Origin of the sequence: Kordiimonas sp. SCSIO 12610, from assembly GCF_024398015.1 — a bacterium.
Lineage (GTDB): Bacteria > Pseudomonadota > Alphaproteobacteria > Sphingomonadales > Kordiimonadaceae > CANLMI01.
Map to the genome: position 1 here is coordinate 1,200,009 of NZ_CP073747.1, position 20,424 is coordinate 1,220,432.

General features: G+C 45.4%; 20 protein-coding genes. 16 read left to right on the plus strand and 4 right to left on the minus strand.

All coding sequences use genetic code 11. From position 1 onward, the window contains the following. Positions 1–330 precede the first annotated feature (330 nt). The 7 genes from KFF44_RS05420 (at position 331) to KFF44_RS05450 (ending at position 6,475) form a co-directional block, all read left to right on the plus strand. Complete coding sequence (locus KFF44_RS05420) at positions 331–1,527, plus strand: acyl-CoA dehydrogenase family protein (RefSeq protein ID WP_255937975.1); 1,197 nt, start codon at positions 331–333, stop codon at positions 1,525–1,527. 16 nt (positions 1,528–1,543) lie between these two features. Then, positions 1,544–2,680, plus strand: a complete 1,137-nt coding sequence (locus tag KFF44_RS05425) for an acyl-CoA dehydrogenase family protein (RefSeq protein WP_255937978.1) — start codon at positions 1,544–1,546, stop codon at positions 2,678–2,680. Between the two features lie 150 nt (positions 2,681–2,830). Next, positions 2,831–3,205 (plus strand): hypothetical protein, encoded by a 375-nt coding sequence (locus KFF44_RS05430; protein ID WP_255937979.1) that lies wholly within the window; start codon positions 2,831–2,833, stop codon positions 3,203–3,205. 23 nt (positions 3,206–3,228) lie between these two features. Continuing rightward, positions 3,229–4,755 (plus strand): glycosyltransferase family 39 protein, encoded by a 1,527-nt coding sequence (locus KFF44_RS05435; protein ID WP_255937981.1) that lies wholly within the window; start codon positions 3,229–3,231, stop codon positions 4,753–4,755. A 3-nt stretch (positions 4,756–4,758) separates the two neighbouring features. Continuing rightward, positions 4,759–5,286, plus strand: coding sequence for a metal-dependent hydrolase (locus KFF44_RS05440; RefSeq protein WP_255937983.1), 528 nt, complete (start codon positions 4,759–4,761; stop codon positions 5,284–5,286). Positions 5,287–5,334: 48 nt separating this feature from the next. Further along, the gene (locus tag KFF44_RS05445; RefSeq protein ID WP_255937984.1) at positions 5,335–5,754 is read left to right on the plus strand and encodes a nuclear transport factor 2 family protein; all 420 of its coding nucleotides are present in this window, start codon (positions 5,335–5,337) and stop codon (positions 5,752–5,754) included. A 61-nt stretch (positions 5,755–5,815) separates the two neighbouring features. Continuing rightward, entirely contained in the window at positions 5,816–6,475 is a 660-nt protein-coding gene (locus KFF44_RS05450) for a tRNA (guanosine(46)-N(7))-methyltransferase TrmB (protein ID WP_255937986.1), read from the plus strand. A 24-nt stretch (positions 6,476–6,499) separates the two neighbouring features. Here the strand turns inward: KFF44_RS05450 and KFF44_RS05455 are convergent, their stop codons facing one another. Together KFF44_RS05455 and KFF44_RS05460 are read right to left on the minus strand one after the other, a co-directional pair. Continuing rightward, positions 6,500–7,096, minus strand: a complete 597-nt coding sequence (locus KFF44_RS05455; RefSeq protein WP_255937987.1) for a cytochrome P460 family protein — start codon at positions 7,094–7,096, stop codon at positions 6,500–6,502. Positions 7,097–7,364: 268 nt separating this feature from the next. Beyond that, on the minus strand, positions 7,365–8,645 hold the full coding sequence (locus KFF44_RS05460; RefSeq protein WP_255937988.1) for an alpha/beta fold hydrolase: 1,281 nt from the start codon (positions 8,643–8,645) through the stop codon (positions 7,365–7,367). Between the two features lie 122 nt (positions 8,646–8,767). Here KFF44_RS05460 and KFF44_RS05465 point away from each other — a divergent pair, with 122 nt between their 5' ends. The 4 genes from KFF44_RS05465 to KFF44_RS05480 all read left to right on the plus strand — a co-directional run bounded on the left by KFF44_RS05465 (position 8,768) and on the right by KFF44_RS05480 (position 11,366). After that, positions 8,768–9,286 carry a DUF2975 domain-containing protein gene (locus KFF44_RS05465; RefSeq protein WP_255937989.1) on the plus strand — a complete coding sequence of 173 codons (519 nt, stop codon included), beginning with the start codon at positions 8,768–8,770 and terminating at the stop codon, positions 9,284–9,286. After that, positions 9,286–9,486 carry a helix-turn-helix transcriptional regulator gene (locus KFF44_RS05470; protein WP_255937990.1) on the plus strand — a complete coding sequence of 67 codons (201 nt, stop codon included), beginning with the start codon at positions 9,286–9,288 and terminating at the stop codon, positions 9,484–9,486. The genes KFF44_RS05465 and KFF44_RS05470 overlap by 1 nt, the downstream gene beginning before the upstream one ends. 155 nt (positions 9,487–9,641) lie before the next feature. Continuing rightward, positions 9,642–10,817, plus strand: a complete 1,176-nt coding sequence (locus KFF44_RS05475) for an alanine--glyoxylate aminotransferase family protein (protein ID WP_255937992.1) — start codon at positions 9,642–9,644, stop codon at positions 10,815–10,817. Between the two features lie 339 nt (positions 10,818–11,156). Continuing rightward, a complete protein-coding gene (locus tag KFF44_RS05480; protein ID WP_255937993.1) occupies positions 11,157–11,366 on the plus strand; it encodes a cold-shock protein in 210 nt (69 codons plus the stop codon). Between the two features lie 121 nt (positions 11,367–11,487). Here the strand turns inward: KFF44_RS05480 and KFF44_RS05485 are convergent, their stop codons facing one another. Next, positions 11,488–13,233, minus strand: a complete 1,746-nt coding sequence (locus tag KFF44_RS05485; RefSeq protein WP_255937994.1) for a methyl-accepting chemotaxis protein — start codon at positions 13,231–13,233, stop codon at positions 11,488–11,490. 11 nt (positions 13,234–13,244) lie between these two features. Beyond that, entirely contained in the window at positions 13,245–14,285 is a 1,041-nt protein-coding gene (locus tag KFF44_RS05490) for a cytochrome-c peroxidase (RefSeq protein ID WP_255937997.1), read from the minus strand. A gap of 474 nt (positions 14,286–14,759) precedes the next feature. On the opposite strand from KFF44_RS05490, the gene KFF44_RS05495 reads away from it, so the two are divergent. The 5 genes from KFF44_RS05495 to KFF44_RS05515 all read left to right on the plus strand — a co-directional run bounded on the left by KFF44_RS05495 (position 14,760) and on the right by KFF44_RS05515 (position 20,415). Then, positions 14,760–15,260, plus strand: a complete 501-nt coding sequence (locus tag KFF44_RS05495) for a MarR family winged helix-turn-helix transcriptional regulator (protein WP_255937999.1) — start codon at positions 14,760–14,762, stop codon at positions 15,258–15,260. Beyond that, positions 15,257–16,015 carry an enoyl-CoA hydratase gene (locus KFF44_RS05500; protein ID WP_255938002.1) on the plus strand — a complete coding sequence of 253 codons (759 nt, stop codon included), beginning with the start codon at positions 15,257–15,259 and terminating at the stop codon, positions 16,013–16,015. The genes KFF44_RS05495 and KFF44_RS05500 overlap by 4 nt, the downstream gene beginning before the upstream one ends. A 171-nt stretch (positions 16,016–16,186) precedes the next feature. Next, complete coding sequence (locus KFF44_RS05505) at positions 16,187–17,143, plus strand: TMEM43 family protein (RefSeq protein ID WP_255938005.1); 957 nt, start codon at positions 16,187–16,189, stop codon at positions 17,141–17,143. Positions 17,144–17,330: 187 nt separating this feature from the next. Further along, entirely contained in the window at positions 17,331–17,843 is a 513-nt protein-coding gene (locus tag KFF44_RS05510) for a hypothetical protein (protein WP_255938007.1), read from the plus strand. Positions 17,844–17,979: 136 nt separating this feature from the next. Then, on the plus strand, positions 17,980–20,415 hold the full coding sequence (locus KFF44_RS05515; protein WP_255938008.1) for a TonB-dependent receptor: 2,436 nt from the start codon (positions 17,980–17,982) through the stop codon (positions 20,413–20,415). Positions 20,416–20,424: the final 9 nt, after the last annotated feature.

The window sequence follows — 20,424 nt, forward strand, 5'->3', positions numbered from 1 at the left end:
ACTAGCTGTCGCCCACAATCATGAAACGAACGATTTGTTGCTACAGCGGAGCCCCCAATAAAATATACAAACTCAAATACACATCTAATTAAGACATAATTTCAACTTAAGCGCAAATTATAATAGTAAGCTTTGCACCCGAAAGGTTGGGAGTGTTTGTGCCAAGCCGTGCAACGGGCGTTTGTAGTTAAGTTTTCTTATGAATGTGAAAAAATAATGGAAATCATTATAACTATTCTCTAAGGTACCATCCAACACATAAGGCAATCCGTAAAAATGCCGATAAACAGTCAATTTTTATAGCGTATCATCATAAGTGAGAGAAGTGATATGGACCTAAACTATAGCGAAGAAGAATATGCCTTTGAAGCCAAGGTAAAGCAGTTCTTGAAGGATAAATTGCCGCAGCGCCTTAGTGATAAGGTTAAGGGCAATATTCGCCTGACGAAGGCGGATATGGAAGAATGGCACAGTATTTTGAATGCTGAGGGGTGGCTTGCGACCCATTGGCCCGTAAAATACGGGGGTACTGGCTGGACGCCTGTGCAGATGCACATTTTTGAGGAAGCCTGTAGTGCTGCCAATGCACCGCGCACGGTTCCCTTTGGCCTTGGTATGCTCGGCCCCGTGTTGATTAAATACGGAACAGAAGAACAACGCGAACATTATCTGCCGCGTATTCTGGATGGAACGGACTGGTGGTGTCAGGGATATTCAGAGCCAGGTTCGGGGTCTGACCTCGCATCCCTTAAAACCCGTGCAGTTCGTGACGGTGACCATTATATCGTTAATGGCCAGAAAACATGGACAACACTTGGTCAGCACGCCAACTGGATTTTCTGTTTGGTACGTACTGACACAGAATGCAAACCACAGGAAGGTATCTCTTTCCTTCTGATTGATATGGATACACCAGGTATCGAGGTTCGCCCGATTATCACATTGGACGGCGAGCATGAAGTCAACGAAGTCTTCTTCGATAATGTGAAGGTTCCGGTTTCCAACCGTGTGGGTGAAGAAAACAAGGGCTGGACCTACGCGAAATATCTTCTCACGTACGAGCGGACAAATATCGCAGGTGTGGGTGCGTCCCTAAACGGTCTCGAGCACCTGAAGGTCATCGCCCGCGAGCAACAGTTAGACGGTAAGCCATTGATTGAGGATCCGTATTTCGCACGCCGTATGGCCGAGGTTGAAATTGATCTGGACGCAATGAAAACAACCAATCTTCGCGTTCTTGCAGCCGTGCAGGGCGGCGGTGCACCGGGGGCTGAAAGCTCGATGCTGAAAATCAAGGGTACGGTGATCCGTCAGGAAATCAATGACCTGACCCGTCGTGCGCTCGGGCCATACGCAATGCCATATGTGCATGAAGCGCTTGAAGAAGGATACAACGAGCCACCGATTGGCCCAGAGTATGCAAACCCGGTTTCTTCGGATTATTTCAATAACCGAAAACTATCGATCTTTGGCGGATCTAACGAGATTCAGCGTAACATCATTTCAAAAATGATCCTCGGACTATAAGGCGGGAGTATAAAACATGGATTTTAATCATAACGAAGACCGCCGCATGCTGGAAAATACCCTGTCGCGGTATGTGCGTGAACAATATGACTTTGAAACACGCATGAAAATTGCCGGTGCTGACGAAGGCTATAGCGCTGAAAAATGGGCTGAAATGGCTGAACTTGGTATCATTGGCGCCTTGTTTAAGGAAGAAGACGGCGGCTTTGGCGGCCACGGTTTTGACCTGATGGTTGTGTTTGAGCAAATTGGCCGCGGAATTGTTGTTGAGCCATTTCTCGGAACTGCTGTGCTCGGCGGTGGCTTGGTTGCGGACCTTGGTTCCGATGAGCAGAAGGCTATCCTTGATGATGTGATTGGTGGTGCGAAAACGCTTGCGTTTGCACACGGTGAACCAACAAGCCGCTATAGCCTTTCGGATGTGACAACCACTGCGACAAAATCAGGCGATGGCTGGGTTCTAAACGGTCATAAATCCGTTGTCTCAGGCGGTGATAGTGCGGATACGCTTATTGTTTCCGCTCGGGTTTCCGGCGACCGCTTAGACGAAGACGGTATTGCCTTATTTATGGTTGATGCGGGCGCAGACGGTGTTGACCGCCGTGATTATGGTACGGTTGATGGTTACGGCGCCGCGGATATTATCCTTCGTGATGTTGCGGTGGAAGCAAGTGCGCTCTTGGGCGGCGAGGGCGATGCCTTTGCAGCGATTGAGAAAGCAACAGCGCGCGGTATCCTTGCCTTATCAGCGGAAGCCCTGGGCGCAATGGAAGTTGTGAAGGACATGACGCTTGATTACCTGCGTACACGCAACCAGTTCGGTGTTCCAATTGGTCGTTTTCAGGCGCTTCAGCACCGTATGGCAGACCTGCTGATGGAAGTTGAGCAAGCCCGTTCGATCGTGATTAACGCGGCTGGTGCACTGGACGGTGATCGTCTTGAGCGTGAAAAAGCGGTATCTGCCGCCAAGAACTTGATTGGCCGTGTTGGCCGTCTGGTGGCAGAGGAAGCGATCCAGATGCACGGCGGTATTGGTATGACTTGGGAATTCAGCATGCCGCATTTTGCCAAGCGTATCATTATGCTCGATCATATGCTCGGCGATACCGACCATCATATGGCGCGCTATATCGCACTATCGAGTGCTGCATAGGTAGCATTCGATCAAAATCTAAGAATGGCCGAAGGAACATGTTTCCTTCGGTTTTCTTTTGATCTTTTCCAATATTCTTATTACTCTCGTTTAGGCGATGTAATACCATTAGGCAGAAGTTTAGCTGTTAGAGAAGGCATAACCACGGCTATGACAAAATTCAATTTTGCAGGTCTTGTTCTTTTTGCATATCTTCTCGATATTGCTTTGTTCTCGTGGCTTACCTTCGGGAATGTTGATTATTATCTGTTGATTAATTTTGGGGGCAAGCTGATGGCGTTTGCTGCCGCCTTGTTGGTTAGAAAACTTCTGATATCAAATGATAGCCCAACGCCAATTCGCGGCAGGATTATCAGCGCACTGATTGTCATGAACCTGTTTCTCGCTACCTGTATTTTGTATGTAACGGCTGACCTGATTAAGATGCCTGTTTTTCAGGCGAAACTTGCGGCGGATATGGTTGTTATATTGATGAGCTTTGTTGTGGGCCGATATCTGGTAAAATCGCTGCAACAAATAAGCTGATCATAAAATAGGTCAGCCTAATCATGACATTTATAGACCGCAAAACAGCATCTCTTTTTACGCTATTTCTAACGATTTTTCTTTTGCTGGTTATTATAAACTGGGTTGGATTTACTGCGTCCGATGATGCGGTTTACGTGAAGGGTGCATACGGCCTTTTAAACGAGTTTCCGTTTTTGGGGGAACATGGGACCTTTCGGTTTATCATAACGGCACCGATTGCCTTGATGATGTGGGTGTTTGGTGAAAATGAAGTTTCAATCGCTTTGCCAACACTTTTTTACGCGGTGGCGTTCATTATCGTTCTGATCTCGTTTTTTCGCAGAAGAGCTGGCGATAAGGCAAGTATTTTTGTCGGGCTGATGATGGTTACAAGTCCCTTGCTGGTTACCCAGTCCAGCATTGCATCCATTGATATCATCGAAGCCTTTTATGTTTTTGCCTCTTTGTTGTTTTTCATTAAGGCATCAGAGACAACACAGAATACCGTCAGGTGGCTTATCCTCTCGGGTATGATGGCGGGCCTAGCATTTTTAACGCGGGAGACGACGGTTTTCCTGCTTGTTTATTATGGCATCCTGTTCGCTATGGGTGTTGGTATTAAGCGGCTTCAGTATTTTGTTATGGCGTTTGGTTTCTTCACTATTTGGGGATTGGAAACGCTATATTTCTGGGTGTTTTCGGGTGACCCGTTATACCGTTTTTCCCGTTCGTTCGGGCATGACAGTACGATTGATCGCAGTATTGATCTGGCCGGAAATTTGATCATTCATCCGATTATTGATCCCCTTTTGGTTCTTCTTTTTAATCAGGAGTTTGGCGTTTTATTCTGGGTTTTAGGGGGGATTGTTGTTTGGTGGTTTGTACTGGGTAAGCGTAAACAGAATATGCCCGATCAAAACACAGTTAGTCGCGACATTGCTGACGACACGGGTCAGCATGCTAAGGCATGTAAGTTAATCGCGGGGCTCGGCACAGTGTGGTTTTTATGTGCGGGTGGTGTTGGTAACTTGTTACCCTTAAATCCGCGGTATTTTCTGGTAACCAATATCGCAGCGATTTTGGTGACTGCGCTTTTCCTAAGCGATATCTTGCAGCAGGGTAGGAAGGAAAAGCGCGCGGCCTATTTGTGCTTGACTGCAATTATGGCTGTAAACCTGTTGGGGCTGTGGGCTGAGAATAAAAACTTTCTTTTTGCTGAAAAGCAACTGGCGCGCGTTGCTGCCAATCAGGATGCTACTATTTATACGGACCCTGAAACATTACACCGGGCGACGTATCTTTTAAAATGGGAAGGGGCGTCAGAACAGGTTCAAGCGATAGGGTACCCCCCGGTATGTAGTCTGTATTTTCAGAATAAAAAGTATATGCCCGCCCAGCTCATAGGGTGGGATAAGGTTGAAATTATAGAACCACCTAACAGTTTTTTGAAGAAACCTGCCGAATTTATTGGGTTATATGATTTACTGCCAAATGCACTCAGGTTCCGCTTAAACGGCGGGCACAAGGGTGCAGCAATTTTTATTTATGACCCTGAAGGACGCTGTTGAACCATGGCAACAATTTTCACGCACCCAATTGTTCCCATTGTTGCAGGGATGCTGGCAGGGAAAGAACGCGTATCAAAACGATTGTTGGTAGGGGCCTCTCTGGCGTCAATCATTCCAGACGCTGATGTTATCGCTTTTCGGTTCGGTATTTCTTACGCCTCCGAATTTGGCCATAGAGGGTTTACCCACTCGATTATTTTTGCAGCCGTGCTCGGGCTTATCACCATGGGTTTTAGTGGCTATTTTCAGGCGAAACGTCGGGTGGTTTTTCTGATGATGTTCATCGGCGCGCTTAGTCATCCGTTTTTGGATGCATTCACCAATGGTGGCTTGGGGGTGGCAGCTTTCTGGCCATTTGATACTGCCCGCTATTTCTGGCCCTATACCCCGATTGAAGTTTCCCCAATTGGGGCTGGTTTTTTCTCTGCGCGCGGTTTGGATGTTATCCTATCAGAATTGATGCTGGTGTGGTTGCCGGCTGCGATAATTCTTTTGCTCTCGAAATATTTAATGACTAGTATTAAAAAATAATATGCGTGTCTTTAGGGCGCGCTGAATTTGAATTGGGAGGAGAGACAAATGGTGGATCGTTCAAAGGTTGATGTTCGTGCTGGCTTGGACGCTTGGTACAAACAGGCGGAAAGCCATAATCCTGCGGGGCTGGACGCTATTTTGGATGATGATGTTGTCTTTCTGTCGCCTGTTGTGCACACGCCGCAAGAAGGCAAAATGATTACCACAGACTATCTCGCCTCAGCCGGTGATGTCCTTGGTAGCGCGGATTTCGAATATACAGGTGAATATCTCTCTGACACGGGTGCTGTGCTTGAATTTAAAACAAAGATAGAGGGTATCCAGATCAATGGAATTGATATGATTACCTGGAACAGTGCAGGCAAGATTATAGAATTCAAGGTAATGCTGCGTCCCCTAAAGGCAGTGAATATGGTTCATGCTAAAATGGGTGAAATGCTTGAAAAATTAAAAGCCCAAGCTTAAAAGGCCCAATAAATCACTTAGGGAAATCGGCGATGATGCCGATGAAAATATAAGTAACAGCATGCAGACACCTTCAAGAATTGTTGAGAGTAATCAGGATGGCATCCACGACAAGCTCGATGTGATTGTGCAGAAGCATTTAACCACAACGTTTCAGAAGCCCTATGCTGATCACAGCAAACGTGCGTTTGAGTATGTGGAAAAATGGTTGCAGACCCGTGGTTCAAAACCAATTATTTTTGATAGTTGTTGCGGGGTAGGGGATAGCAGTCGGGCTTTGGCGCATAAGTTTCCAAACCATGTGATCATCGGTGCTGATAAATCAGAAAAGCGATTGAATACCGAGCGGGCAGAGGCTATGCCGGAAAATCTGGTATTTGTTCGTGCGGACCTGAATGATTTTTATCGGATGGCAGTTGACGCCGGATGGGTATTGGACCGACACTATATTTTATACCCAAACCCATGGCCTAAGTCTGAGCATTTAAAACGGCGCTGGCACGGTGCGCCGGTGTTTCCAAGCCTTCTAGCGCTTAAGGGGAAGCTTGAACTGCGATCAAATTGGAAAATCTATCTCGAGGAATTTAGGCGTGCCCTTGAGCTGGCTGGTTTTAAAGCAAACCTGAAGTCGCTTGAGGTCACAGAGCCCTTCACTGCTTTTGAGCGAAAATACAACAATAGCGGCCAACAGTTATGGCAACTAACCGCAAATCTCAATTGATAGTATCGAAAGAAAGTTGGCAGTTTACTCGCCAGAGCCAGTTTGTTCTGATCCTCTATCTTGGAGGATTTTTCGCATTACGGGATAAAACTGCGTAAAGACCTGATCATGGGCTGCGTGTTTTTCATGACAACTATAGCAATTTGCTTTTTTACGGTCGATGTAGGTTGCCTGACCTGTTTCTGGTTTCCAGCTATAGAATGACCATGTGCCAGCGCCCGCATATTCATCCTTGATATGAAGCCGCGAAATGGTTTGGTCGCCCATGATGTTACCGGTGCGCTCCTCTGTTTCGATATAACGGGAGGGTGTTGTTTCACGAAGGATGATCGTTCCAACAGGAAACTCGCCTGTTTCCTTGAATGCTTTGAAACTTTTATCATCAATATAGGTTACATGAAACCGCGGGGCAATATCATCATCCTGATGGGCGGTGCCAATAAAAACCCATTCATAATATTGCTTAGGCAACATTAAATCTTCGGTCTTGGGCTTCTCAGATTTTGTTGTCTTGGTTGCGTCTTGTGATTTTGGATTATCCGCAAGGGTATGTGAATTTGCCGCAAATACACCCAAGCATATCAGAAAGCTGATTATGATAAATTGGTTTAGTCTTGTCATTCCGGTTACTCTGTCCATAAGGAGGAGTTATAATACTCCCGAAGGAAATGATAGACTTAAGTTCATTAACAAATTGAAAATAGTAATATGGAATAGCAAGAATAGTCTGTGTTTTTGGCTGGGTAGCAATAATGACTATTCACTGTAAATTATGACTAGATAACAGGCCTTTAGTTTGCGGCCCGTTATCCAGTATTAAGCTTTAATTTGAAGCTTTTTCGTCCAGTCTAAGTAATGGCTTTAACGCTTTGCTTCGTGTGCTTCGCGGCTAGTTCCCTGATTTTTGGCCTTCAGTTCGCCTGAGGGGCGCCATAAGTTGCCCGTTTTCATTGAAATAACCGGCACCACTCCACATTTTCTCATAAGAATTCCAGTGCCCGATATATGTTAGGTTCTCATTGAAAATAATCGTGAGCTTATTGTTGTTAAGCGTTGCGGATTGGCTTTTGATAATAATGGGTTCATCCTGCGTGTCTTCGTCGTCTTGACCTTCTTCACTGTCATCCCCATTGATAATGGCATTCTGGGCAGGGGTTAGTGTAAGTTTGCCATCAACCACATATGCCTGCTCGTCTGTGTCGCGCGTGATGTTGACGGTGATGTTGCCGCGTAGGCTTTCCCATTCGCCTGATGGTTCGTTAAAGGCCTGCTCTTGTGATGTTGCTTGATGATTTTCTTTTAACGTGGCTACCATGCTTTTGATTTCTGTCAGGACGGTAGGGCCAGCATTCCACGGGATATAATGGTTTTTCTCTTTGAGTGTTACAGTTTTAAGCGATTTGCTGCCGCTAAAATGTTTCTCCATATAGGCAACATTGGCGTACGGAACGAGTTCGTCATCAGTGGAATGAATGATTGTAATAGGTTGCTCGATTTCCTTGAGTTTAGGTTGTAAAGCGATCAATTCATCCTCTAGCGCAATCAGTTCCCGGTTTGCATGACGCAGTCTTGAAGGAATGATCCAGGAAACAAGGGTAAAATTACCGATGTGCTGGGCTGTCCAAACATCTTCAAGCTCGGGGTCCAGTGCGCTTGCTATTTGAATGAGGGCACCAACCTTGTCTGGGTAGTTCGCAGCCGCTGCGGTTACAACTGGTCCGCCGAGTGAATGCCCGATTAGGATAGGCTTGATACCGTTTTTAGTTTCAAGCAAGGGAAGTAAGGCCGCCGCCTGCGCGTCAAGGGACGTAACGGACTTGTAAGGTTTGGTTTCCCCAAAACCCAGCCGGTCAACCGAGATAAATTCGATACCTGAAGGTACATTATAGAGGAATGAATTTTGTTCTTGTCCAGCACCAGGCGTTCCATGCACATAAATGACCCGAACCCCATTTGGGTCACCATTAACAAGGTAACTGACGTCAAATGTTTCTTCGTTAATTTCGGCAGTAACCGACTTACGTTCAATATATTGGTCACCCAAAAATGGTTTTGGCGATGATGCACAGGCAACGGTCAGCATGGATAGGGCCATCACGGCCAGTGTTTTCAGTTGATTGACAGAGGGGACTGTTAATGCGCGTGTCGTGAATATCTTGGTATTTGTCATTGGATTACTCTTTTTACTTTCGTGCTGACCGAGTGTGTGGCATATAATTTATCTGTTATCAACAAAAAATTGTCAAAAAATGACAAGAAAATATTTGAAAAGTGTAAGAAAGACTATTCGGAATGGTGTTATTGATACGGTTGGCAAAATGGGGAACACTGGCTTATTTGATCTACAAAACTCTGGTCGTGATTGTTGCAACATACAGCCTCGGTGAGCCAGTTAAGTTTGAGTTTTTTTCAGATGATGGTCAACAGGTTCATCGTTATGGCATTACACCTCCTGACGAAGAAGCTCATTATGGTTGGTTTCTCTATATGCTCATTGTTTTCAGTCGTGTCATATATCTTTATGGGTTTTATCGTTTGTGGCAGCTTTTTAGTGCCTTTGAACAAAAACAGTATTTTGCAGGGAAAACTATCCAGCATCTGAAAATTTTTTCTGGTTGTTTTCTTGTGTTCACGGCACTTCGTATCATTGTGGAAACCAGTTATCTGAATATTTATGTTCTTGAGCCCGGAAATACCGAAATTGTTGGCGAATATTGGGGTGATTTGTTCCTGCCGGTACTGTTTTTCATTGTGGCTCATGTTCTTAATGAAGCGCGAAAAAATGAAGAAGAAATGGGGAACTATTTCTAATGGCAATTATTATGCGCATTGATGTTCTTCTTGCCGAGCGAAAGATGCGGGCGAAAGTGCTGGCGGAGGAACTTGGCCTCACTGAAGCCCAGTTATCCAAAATTCGCAATGGCCATATGAAGGGAATCAAATTCGACACGCTGGATAAATTATGCGCGCTACTGGACTGCGAGCCCGGCGATATACTCAAGCGTGAGTAAATTCCTAATCGATTTTTCCGTAGCAAAGTATGGCTGCCGTAGCGTTCGATTTGCCCGTCCCCACAATGTTCATGAAAAGGCTTTGGCATCTATGTTTCTTAGGATATAGGGATTTGAGTGGCAAAACTGCTGTATGAGAATAAGAGGACTGTATCATGATAAAATCTTTTTATCCCCCACTTCGTACTTTGATGGGGCCTGGGCCATCGGATGTCCATCCTCGTGTTCTTGAAGCGTTGGCACGGCCGACAGTTGGCCATTTGGACCCAGCGTTCCAGCAGTTAATGGAAGAAATCAAGCTGGGCCTTCGGTATGCCTTTAAAACAGAAAATTCCCTAACGTATCCTGTATCTGCGCCGGGATCAGCTGGAATGGAAACCTGTTTTGCCAATCTGGTGGCACCGGGCACAGAAGTTGTCGTGTGCCGAAACGGCGCCTTTGGTGGCCGTATGCAGGAAAATGTGGTTCGTGCTGGCGGTAAGGCGATTATGGTGGACTTTGAGTGGGGAACAGCTATTGACCCAAATCAGGTCGAGGACGCACTTAAAGCCAATCCAAATGCATCTGTTCTTGCTTTTGTCCACGCTGAAACGTCAACCGGTGTTAAAGCAGATGCAGCAACTCTTGCAGACCTTGCGCGTAAATATGATTGCCTGACGATTATGGACTGTGTCACCAGCCTTGGCGGCAGCGAACTGGAATTAGACAAGTGGGGTATCGATGCGGCATATTCTGGTTCACAGAAGTGCCTTTCAGCGCCTCCAGGGCTTTCACCTGTTTCCTTTTCAAGCCGTGCTGCCGAGTTTGTCAAAAGTCGCGAAACCAAGGTTCAGAGCTGGTTTCTGGATCTGTCGCTTGTTATGGATTATTGGGACGGTACTGGCGGGCGAACATACCACCACACGGCACCTGTTAATGCGCTTTACGGGCTTCACGAAGCGTTGGTCATCCTGTCTGAAGAAGGGATTGATAACGCATGGGCGCGGCACGAAAAAATGCATACGGCGTTGGTCGCTGGCTTGGGGGCTATGGGCCTTGAAATGCTGGTGAATCCAGAAGATCGGCTGAATCAGTTGAACACAGTGAAAGTCCCCGACGGCGTTGATGAGGCAGCAGTGCGCACCCATGCCCTTAAGCATTTCAATTTGGAAATTGGTGCAGGGCTTGGGTCACTGGCGGGCAAGGTTTGGCGGATTGGGTTGATGGGGCATGCAGCAAAGCGTGAAAATATCACTCTTTGTATGGCGGCTCTTTCAAGCGCACTTGCGGAACAACAAGTTAAGGTTGATTTGAATGCCAGCTATGACGCTGTGATGCAGAAGCTACAATAATTTTGAAAGAATAGTTTTTTCATAAATTCTTTCTAAAACGTTGTATTATAGGCACAGTTTCCGGGTTTCACGCATTAATTGTGTTACAGTTTTGCGAAGTTTTGTGATTCCATATTTATTCAGTGAAGCTTCTTTGTTAAAGGGCATTTACGACTGACTTTTATCTGGTCTGTTCGTTGGTAAGGTATCGGCATGTGCATCCCGGTACAAGGCAACACCAACACATATCGCAACCGGAAATCGGTTGGATGCGCAGTGAACACTATGCGACTGATCAGATATGGTTTTGTGCGAACACCACACCACTTCTAGAAATATATCGCGCAAAAGGACAGTATTATGGCTAACGGAACCGTAAAATGGTTTAACTCAACAAAAGGCTTCGGCTTCATTCAACCTGAAGAAGGCGGAAACGATGTTTTCGTACATATCTCAGCTGTTGAAGCAGCAGGTCTTTCAGGCTTGAATGACGGACAGGCAATCACTTATGATCTTGAAGAAGATCGTCGTGGTCGTATGTCAGCTGCAAACCTGAAAGTTGCAGGTTAATCTGATCGATAAAGCAATACTGGCCTTTTTAAACCAAGCGCACAGTTGCTAAATAAAGATGATAATCAGGGAAGCAGGGCTTCCCTTTTTTGTTGGTTATTTGTGGTAAACGGTAATGCCGCTATGCAGCGTTACTGTTTAATAGTTTCCTGATGAAGTCCTGCGAGCTAGCGTTCAGTTGGTCTGAGGTTCCCGATAACATTTCTGCCGCCTTGAATACGCTTTCGCTGGCTTCGATACCTTCCGTGGCATTGATCTGAACCGTTGCGATTGTGGTTTCGACCTTGTTTGTCGATGAAGTCGCAAAGTTTGTATTATCCGTAATGCGGCTAATGGCTTGCTCTTGCTCGTCAATCGCTGTTGCTACCGTCAATGTGATGTCATTCATCTCGTTGATGATGCCTGTCACTTTATTGATCGATTGCTCTGCATCACTCGTTGCATTGATCATTTCTTCGATGAATGTGTTGATCTCTGTTGTTGCATTCGATGTCTGCTCGGCCAGATTTTTAACTTCTGACGCTACAACCGCAAATCCTTTGCCGGCTTCTCCGGCTCTTGCGGCTTCGATGGTGGCGTTTAATGCAAGAAGGTTGGTTTGATTGGCAATATCGGAAATAAGCGTAACCACGTCATTCACGCGTGAAGCAGCTTTGGTCAGCGTATCCATTCTGGTTGCCGTATCTTCAGAGTTTGTCACGGCGTTTCCTGCAATTTCTGAGGATTTGCGCACTTGTTCTCTGACGGCTTGGACGGCGGTGTGCATGTCGTTGCTCGCTGACGACATATCAGTAATAAATCCAGCCAATTCATCAGATGCCTTCTGGGCCATCATTGTTTCATCGTTGGTTTTATTGGCGGTATCATTGACGGTATCCGCATGTGTGCGAAGCATTCTCGACTGGTTTGCAACGCTCGATGATACAGTATTGATCATGTCTTCAAATTCAGAAGCCATGGATTTAACAAGTTGTTCGCGCTCAGTGCGGGCCTGTTCTCTTGCAGCCTCTCGTTCTTTTTGTTGTTGTTCTTTAATTTTTTCTTGCTCTTTGATCGCTTCGGCCTCAAGGCGCTTGGCCTCTTCGTCACGTTCTTTTTGCTGAGTGATTAAGAGCATACGCTCGCGCTCGTTTTCACGGAAAGACTGAAGGCTGCTCGCCATGATACCGATCTCGTCACGGCGGGTAAGGGCAGGAATGTCCGAGCCGAGTTCGCCTTGTGCAATTTGATCCATTGTTTCTGCCATCGCCTTAATAGGCGTCGAGAGGTGACTTGCAATTGCATAGGCAATGCTGGCTGCAATGATTGTAATTATGGTTACGAGAATGGTTGAGGTGACATACGCCTCACTGCGGACATCGCTTGCAATTTCTTGTACATTTGCTGCGGCCTCTACAGTGGTTAAAGCCAGCGTTTCAATTTCTTGGTTTAAGCTATTTTGAAGCGTTTGAATATGTTGTTCAGTGGGTAGGCCGTTCACGGGGGCAGCACTAAAATATAGTGAAATTGCATCGTGCCATTTTTGAGCGGCTGTTAGAACGCCGTCAATCCCTGCAGAATTTTGATCTGTTTTGGCGATTGATTTTATGGTGTCAGTAAATAATCCATAATCAGCAGTAAGTTGCCTTTGTGCGTCGCGGGATGATATAAGCACAGCCCTTGAGAGGATTTGGTCAACATTTTCAATCGTTGTTGCGTATTGGGTCTTGGCAATGACAACTTGATCAGAGGCCTTCAGTGCCGCCTGAATAGCCGTGATGTTTTTCTCGTTACTGTTTGATAGCGACGTCAAGAGAAAGAAGCCTTGAGCGATCGATAGCAAAAGCACAAATCCAAACGCCAGAAATAATTTATACCGAATAGTCATATTAAAAAATCCTAGTTTGGAAGAATAGGTAGAACGACTTGCTCTCTCTCAGCCGTTAGGCTTTCAAGAAAGGCAACCAGGTCGGTGACTTCTGTGTCATTTAGATTAAGGGGGCCAATATGTTCGGAGCGTGAAGGGCGCTCTACACCTCCAGATACATAATGTATAACCACATCTTCAAGCGATTGCAGGCTGCCATCATGCATGAAGGGCGCACGCTGTGTCAGGTTTCTAAGGCCAGGGGTTTTAAAGGCATGGCGATTTTTGGGGTTAGAACCATCTTCTTTAAATCGGCCGATATCTTCGCTTGCGAGGCCAATATCATAGAATTGATTGTCTGAAAAATTCCAGCCGCTATGACAGGTAGAGCACTGCGCCTTGGTATTGAAAAGGTCAAACCCTCTTTGCGCACTTGCGGAAATCGCATCATCATCACCCGCGAGCCAATTATCAAATGGGCTATTGTTTGGCACAATCGTTCGTTCGTAGGTTGCGATTGCTTTTTTAATGCTGTCTTCGCTAATGCCTTTGGATGGAAACGCTAATGCAAACCCTGAAACGTAGGCTGGAATTCCTTTTAATCGTTCCACCAATTCTTCGAGCGGCAGGTTCATTTCAACTTCGCTCGTAATGGGGCCACCTGCTTGCTCTTCAAGCGTTGCTGCTCTGCCATCCCAAAAGAAACTATCGACCCACGCCATTGAAAGCACGGTTGGGGCATGTCTGTCCAATTTCTGGTTTTGTGCACCGATAGCTGTGGGAAATGGCACTTCCCAGCCAAAAGATGGATTATGACATGTGGCACAGCTCATATTCTGTCCACCCGATAAACGCTGATCAAAAAACAGCATTTTCCCGAGCGTTGCCTTTTCCAAAGTGTAGGGGTTAGATTTTGGAAAGGGGATTACACTTGGTCTTCTATAATCATTTTTGATTTTTTCAGAATCATATGATCCATATTCATTTTCATCCGTAAAATGAATAGAGTGTCCCTGAATACTGATTAATAAAACAAAAAATATACTTGCAAATACGTGCGTTAACCGTGGCATTTTATAGTCCAAAACGATGCTCGTTCCCCAACGCGCATTCGAAGTAATTACACAGAAATAATAATAAAAGGTTTACGGAAAAAGGTTATTTTCTCTTTGTTTTCAATATATTAGCAATGGTTTATTTTTTTAATAATAAACCTATTAAGGGATTTAAATACCTCTTTATACGGCATTGATGAAACATTTTTGCGGTACAAAGATATGGGTGCAATCAAGTATAGAAACTGTATGTTTTAAAGATTGTATTTTTTTAAAGCTTTCAGGAATGAAAAAAATAATTTGAGGAAATTTTTATTTATTTCCATTCCGAATGAATAGCACTTCCGGAAATCCTGATTGCCCCCGTGATAGTTGATGGTCCGCATTGGTTGGTGCCAAGAATCGTCTATATCATCAGTAAATTGAAGAATTAATGCCTTGTATTATTTACATTGTTCGTATACGAACTAAATAAATTTTATACGGGATACAATGTTAAAGCTTTTTCACAGAATCCATTTAGCGCACAGGGCGCTATTTCGTACTGCTGATCGCGAACTGACAGATCGGTATGGGATTACCACGGCTCAGCATGGGGTCTTGTTGTTTCTTGAGCGAAATTCCGGTGCCTCCGCGATCGAGCTTGCGGAAGCTGTGGGCCTGCGGCGGGCAGCAACATCGGGATTGCTAGAGCGGATGGAAGCTAAGGGCCTCATTATACGTGTTCCATCCTCGAAGGATAAACGATCACTTGCACTATCATTAAGTGCGAAGGGTGAAGATATTTTAGCAGAGACAAAGCCGCTCATTAAACAGGCCAACAAAGAATTGCTGGCAGGCTTTAACGGGGATGAACAAGCCGTTATGGAAAGAGTACTGAAAGCAATTGAAACCAGAGCCAACGCTGGCAGTTTATTTGATAAAGATACGGCTTCAGATCAGGCACTATATTCATCATCAGAATCAAATCATAAACAGAGGATATCGGTATGACAGATTTAATTTTAACTGAAATTGACGGCCGGGTTCTAAAGCTAACGTTTAATCGACCTGATAAGAAAAATGCCATCACGCATGAAATGTATACGGCCTTGGCTGATGGATTGCAGCGTGCGCGTGAAGACGATGATATCCGCACGGTTTATATTACAGGCAACGGCGATAGCTTCACTGCCGGTAATGACCTCGCTGATTTCCGTGATAATCCGCCATTGGGCGGTGAAGCACCAGTTAACAGGTTTCTGGGTGAACTTGTAAAGGCAACAAAGCCGATTGTGGTTGCTGTTAATGGCATTGCCGTTGGGGTGGGGCTTACGATGCTTTTGCACAGTGATGTGGTGATTGCGGGCGAAAGTGCAGTGCTGTCTGCCCCGTTTGTTGATCTGGCATTGGTACCAGAGGCGGCGTCTTCGCTTCTTTTGCCGCGCGTTGTTGGTGCGGCGAATGCCGCGGATATTTTCTTTACCGGAAGGCGCGTTACCGCGAATGAAGCGCTCACGATGGGGCTGGTATCCCGCGTTATGCCCGACGCAGATTTAAAAGAAGGTGTTCTAGAGATTGCTCATTCTGTTGCAGCTAAGGCACCACAGGCTGTAAAACTAACAAAGGCTTTGATGCGGAAAGATAAAGACGTAATTGCAGCTCGGATGCAGGAAGAAGGCGGACACTTTAATACGCAACTTCAATCTGCTGAGGTCTTGGAAGCCATCACAGCTTTCATGCAAAAGCGTGCACCAAACTTTGGCTAGATTAATCGGCCTACACGACAAATGATCTTCACTGTGTTTTGACTGAAACTGGCATTTTGTTAGTTCTGAAGTTGACTTAGCAACATTAGATTATTGATCCTGTTAGCAACATTTATGCGAATAGGGTCAATAATGCGGATCATTTCTAATCTGGTATATTTTGCAATTGGGGTGTTTCTCGTTTTCTTCGTAACCTCATTTGTTTCGCAATCTTTTTCTGATTTATTTGCAATCAGATTTAAACAGAATTTTGCAATAGAGAATGCTCACGTTATCGACGCGAATACTTCGAATGACAGCTTTAATGATCAGCTAGTGTTTTTGTCAGGAAAGGTTTATGCACCGGAACCTTTAACTGATCAGGAATTTTCTGTATCTTCAGAGGGGATTATTCTGTTAAGGCGAGTGGAGGTTTTCCAGTGGGAGGAAGATATTGATCGATCTAACGCTTCCACTTCGTATACTTATGAACATGTATGGTCGGACGAGTTAATCGATTCTACTCGATTTCGTAAAGACGGTTATGATAATCCCAGTCAAAAGCCATATGCTTCCAAATATTTCATAAATACCTCAGTGACTGTTGGCCCACACAAGGTGGATCAGTCATTGTTGGAAACCCTCATCGGCTCTCAAAATTTTCAATCAGCGTTATCCGATGACGAACTTGATTTGATTATTGAAACAAAGCTTCAAAACTATACCCGATCCCATGGCTTTTTGTGGTCAGGTAACCCGGAGGCCCCAGAAGTGGGCGATGTCAGGATCAGTTTTGGTCGGATAATGGCTGACGCCTTAACTATTGTCGCAAAAAAATCGGATAATGAATTTTTGCCCTTTGAAACAAAAAAGGGTCCAATCTTTATAGCGCAACAAGGAATTGTTGATTTGGAGCATGTATTTGATCAACGATATCGCCAGGCATTTGGAAGTGCTGTCATTATTGTGGTGACGGGTTACTTGTTCATTTGGGTTGGAATTGTCGTTATGCTAGAACCTTTAAGAGGGTTCCCTATCACTAAAAGTCCAAGTCGAGGGCTCAATAAAATGGCATTTAAAAGTATGCTAGCGGTATCCCCTTTAGCTATCGGGTATATATGCCTATTGTTTATTATAGCATATTTTTAGTCTGAGCTCAGTGGAGCTATTGCAGCCTTTATGCAAAAGCGCGCACCAAACTTTGGCTAGATTTTTACATAAACCACAAATTGTGTTATCTTCTCTTTGATTGACCTCTGATAAGCATGTGATGTGCGCCTGTTTTTTACCCTAGTGATATGGACTTTTTGGTATAGGAATGTCGAAGAGAGGCTGAATGAAGCAAGAGTATAATCTATCTGAAAAGCAGCAATTCTTACTCGATTTCTGGCATGATAAAGCATCACCAGAAGGATGGGTTGATAAATCGCATGTTTGCCTTCAGGCGCTTAGTAAAATTTCCCCTAATCTTATTCTTTTGAAATCCGTTGGTAACGATGCGTGGGAATTTACTCTTGTTGGTACTGGGATCGTCGAGGAATACTGCCAGGATTTTACGGGGTGCTTGATCGACGATATTCCGTTTGACCAATGTAAAACCCTCTATCAGGAGACTATGAACCATTCACGAAGGGCAGTTGTTCCTCATATTATTCAGGGTGATTTCTGCTATGATAAGAATGGTTTTCTGCAGGCTAATGAAGTCTCAATACCGGTTTCAGATAACGGCGAAGGCGTCACTCATGTTTTGATCGTTTGTGACATTAAAAGAGGGCAGGAAATCCGCTCACTTTATGTGCCTGATAAACCAAACGAATTTAGTTATGAGATCTCGCCTTATAGGTGTTAAAACTTGGTTTAGTAATATGTTTAGGTGCCTTCATCTAACTGTTTTAAAACCAACATGAAAGCTTCGCATTTCGGTAACAATAGTGTCACCAACTCTCTTTAATGCCTCGCATTATCTTATATTCAGGGAGTTGAGCATGAAAAAAGCACTATTGTTATCACAGGCCAGCATGTTAGCGCTGGCAATCGCGGGGACAACATTTGCACAGGATGCAAGCGTTGACGATAATGATCAGATTGAAACCATTACCGTAACGGCGCAGTTCCGTGAGCAGAAGTCTACCGATGTGCCGCTTGCGATTACGGCCTATGACGGAAACTTTCTTGATCAGATTGGTGTCGCAGAATTTGATGAACTTTCGGCTTTTACACCGGGTTTTGTCGTTCAGGAACAAAGCGTAAATAACCCGGGCTTCGTGCTTCGCGGTATCACATCAGATAGTGGTGCTTCCAATATTGAGCCCCGCGTTTCTGTCTTCCAGAACGGTGTTTCTATCGCGCGTTCGCGGGCGTCAATCGTGCAGTTGTTTGATGTTGAGCGTGTTGAGGTTCTCAAAGGCCCGCAAGGAACGCTTTTTGGTCGTTCAGCGCAAATTGGTGCGGTTCATGTCATTACTAATAAGCCCAAGTTTGAATTTGAAGGCGGCGGTGAGGTTGAATTTGGTAACTTTGGTGGTCGCCGTCTGAATGGTTATGTCAACGTGCCACTAAGTGAAACGGTTGCGGTCCGTGCGGCGGCAGCCTATGAAACCCGCGATGGCTTCATCGATAATACTTTTGGCGGGGACCTGAATGGTACAGACACGTTTGCAAGTCGCCTCAGCCTTCGTTTTAGACCCAATGATGATTTCACCTTTGATTTGATTTCCCATTATTCAAAAGATACGCCTCCGGGCACATCCTTTAAGTCTGGTGTTATCCCGGCACTTGGTGGCTCTACCAATCCAAATGAAGCAGCGTCCTTGAACACGTTTGGTAATTTCCCTGGCCTCAGTGAACTGGGTATCAACCGTGAGATTTTTGACCTTACTGCAATTGCTGACTGGCAGATTAATGATAGCTGGCGCATGGTGACAACAGGTGCTTACCGTGAATTCGACTCGTTGGAAGTGTTTGACCCGGACGGGACAGCGATTGATATCTTTATCTTTGCCGAAGACGCTGAAGGTGAGCAATATAGCCTCGACACACGCTTTAGCTATGATGATGGTGGCCCTCTTCGCGGCTTTTTTGGCGGCGGTATTTTCTTTGAAGACGGCAGCCAAGGGGTTCCTCTCGGCCTGAATATTGGAAATACAGCGGCTATTTTTGGCTCACTCGCGGCGGTTGGTACACCAGACGCCAACGGTATCGCACCGTTTGGTGGCTCTGTTGCCTTGGCGCAGGCGTTCTTAAGCGGTGATCCGTCGGTGGTTGCTGCGGTAACGGCTGCGGGGGGTATTCCGCAAAATGTGACGCAATTGGAAGAGTTTACCAATTTCTCTGATAATTCATCTTTCGATATTTTCGCTGAAGTTGAATATGATATCACCGACCGACTGACCTTAACGCTTGGTGGTCGCTACACAATCGATAACAAAGAAACACTATTCTCATCAGAAATTGTTCAAGCAAACCCGCTGACACCTTTGATTGTTGGGACACCGGGTTTGTTTGTTGGTAACTCCGGTGGGATTATTTCGTCTGATGATGCGGGTATTGATAATTCGTTTGACGGTTTCTCATGGCGTGCTGTTCTTCGCTATGCAGTTTCTGATAATGCCAATGTTTATTTCAACTATTCACGAGGTCGCCGTCCACAAGTTATCCAGGACGATGGAAACGCACAGCCGGACGGCAGTGCAACAGTTGATTTCAATATTATTCCCGCGGAAACAGTGGATAGCTATGAGGTTGGTGCCAAGGGCTCTTTCCTTGATAGTAAATTGAACCTTGATGCAGCGTTTTATTATTATGATTATACAAACTTCCAGACGTCAATCACAGTTGATGCCGGGCCGGGCTTGCCGCCACAATTTGTGACAGTGAACGGCGGAACAGCGGACTCGTTTGGTGTGGAAGTTGGCATGGACGCGCGCTTGACAGATAACCTTAATTTGTTTGCAACATATGCCTATAACCGTGGACGTTTTAATGAAACAGACGACGAAGGCAACCCACAGCAATTCGGTGGGAACCAGTTCCGTCTGTCGCCAGATCATTCATTCTCTATCGGGCTTGGTTTTGAACAGCCAACGGATTATGGAACATGGTTCATTACCCCGACATACACATGGAAATCATCTGTATTTTTCGAGGACGAGAACACGGGGCCTGTTACGGTTGTTGATCCGGCAACAGGAAACACCTTGTTCACAGTTCCAGGGGTAAGCCAAGATTCGTTTGGTCTTGCCAACATCCGTGCGGGTGTCAAACTTTGGGAAGATCAGGTTCGCATTCAAGTGTATGTGGAGAACCTGTTTGATAAAGAATTTATCATTGATGGTGGTAACACAGGCGGGGCACTTGGTATCCCAACCTTTATCGGTGGTGCACCGCGCTTCTACGGTGCAAGCGTTGCGTTCAAGTTCTAACCTAGCCAA

Coding starts and splice junctions, on each gene's coding strand:
- KFF44_RS05420 (WP_255937975.1), top strand. CDS start 331: ATGGACCTAAACTATAGCGAAGAAGAATATGCCTTTGAAGCCAAGGTA.
- KFF44_RS05425 (WP_255937978.1), top strand. CDS start 1,544: ATGGATTTTAATCATAACGAAGACCGCCGCATGCTGGAAAATACCCTG.
- KFF44_RS05430 (WP_255937979.1), top strand. CDS start 2,831: ATGACAAAATTCAATTTTGCAGGTCTTGTTCTTTTTGCATATCTTCTC.
- KFF44_RS05435 (WP_255937981.1), top strand. CDS start 3,229: ATGACATTTATAGACCGCAAAACAGCATCTCTTTTTACGCTATTTCTA.
- KFF44_RS05440 (WP_255937983.1), top strand. CDS start 4,759: ATGGCAACAATTTTCACGCACCCAATTGTTCCCATTGTTGCAGGGATG.
- KFF44_RS05445 (WP_255937984.1), top strand. CDS start 5,335: ATGGTGGATCGTTCAAAGGTTGATGTTCGTGCTGGCTTGGACGCTTGG.
- KFF44_RS05450 (WP_255937986.1), top strand. CDS start 5,816: ATGCAGACACCTTCAAGAATTGTTGAGAGTAATCAGGATGGCATCCAC.
- KFF44_RS05455 (WP_255937987.1), bottom strand. CDS start 7,096: ATGACAAGACTAAACCAATTTATCATAATCAGCTTTCTGATATGCTTG.
- KFF44_RS05460 (WP_255937988.1), bottom strand. CDS start 8,645: ATGACAAATACCAAGATATTCACGACACGCGCATTAACAGTCCCCTCT.
- KFF44_RS05465 (WP_255937989.1), top strand. CDS start 8,768: ATGGTGTTATTGATACGGTTGGCAAAATGGGGAACACTGGCTTATTTG.
- KFF44_RS05470 (WP_255937990.1), top strand. CDS start 9,286: ATGGCAATTATTATGCGCATTGATGTTCTTCTTGCCGAGCGAAAGATG.
- KFF44_RS05475 (WP_255937992.1), top strand. CDS start 9,642: ATGATAAAATCTTTTTATCCCCCACTTCGTACTTTGATGGGGCCTGGG.
- KFF44_RS05480 (WP_255937993.1), top strand. CDS start 11,157: ATGGCTAACGGAACCGTAAAATGGTTTAACTCAACAAAAGGCTTCGGC.
- KFF44_RS05485 (WP_255937994.1), bottom strand. CDS start 13,233: ATGACTATTCGGTATAAATTATTTCTGGCGTTTGGATTTGTGCTTTTG.
- KFF44_RS05490 (WP_255937997.1), bottom strand. CDS start 14,285: ATGCCACGGTTAACGCACGTATTTGCAAGTATATTTTTTGTTTTATTA.
- KFF44_RS05495 (WP_255937999.1), top strand. CDS start 14,760: ATGTTAAAGCTTTTTCACAGAATCCATTTAGCGCACAGGGCGCTATTT.
- KFF44_RS05500 (WP_255938002.1), top strand. CDS start 15,257: ATGACAGATTTAATTTTAACTGAAATTGACGGCCGGGTTCTAAAGCTA.
- KFF44_RS05510 (WP_255938007.1), top strand. CDS start 17,331: ATGAAGCAAGAGTATAATCTATCTGAAAAGCAGCAATTCTTACTCGAT.
- KFF44_RS05515 (WP_255938008.1), top strand. CDS start 17,980: ATGAAAAAAGCACTATTGTTATCACAGGCCAGCATGTTAGCGCTGGCA.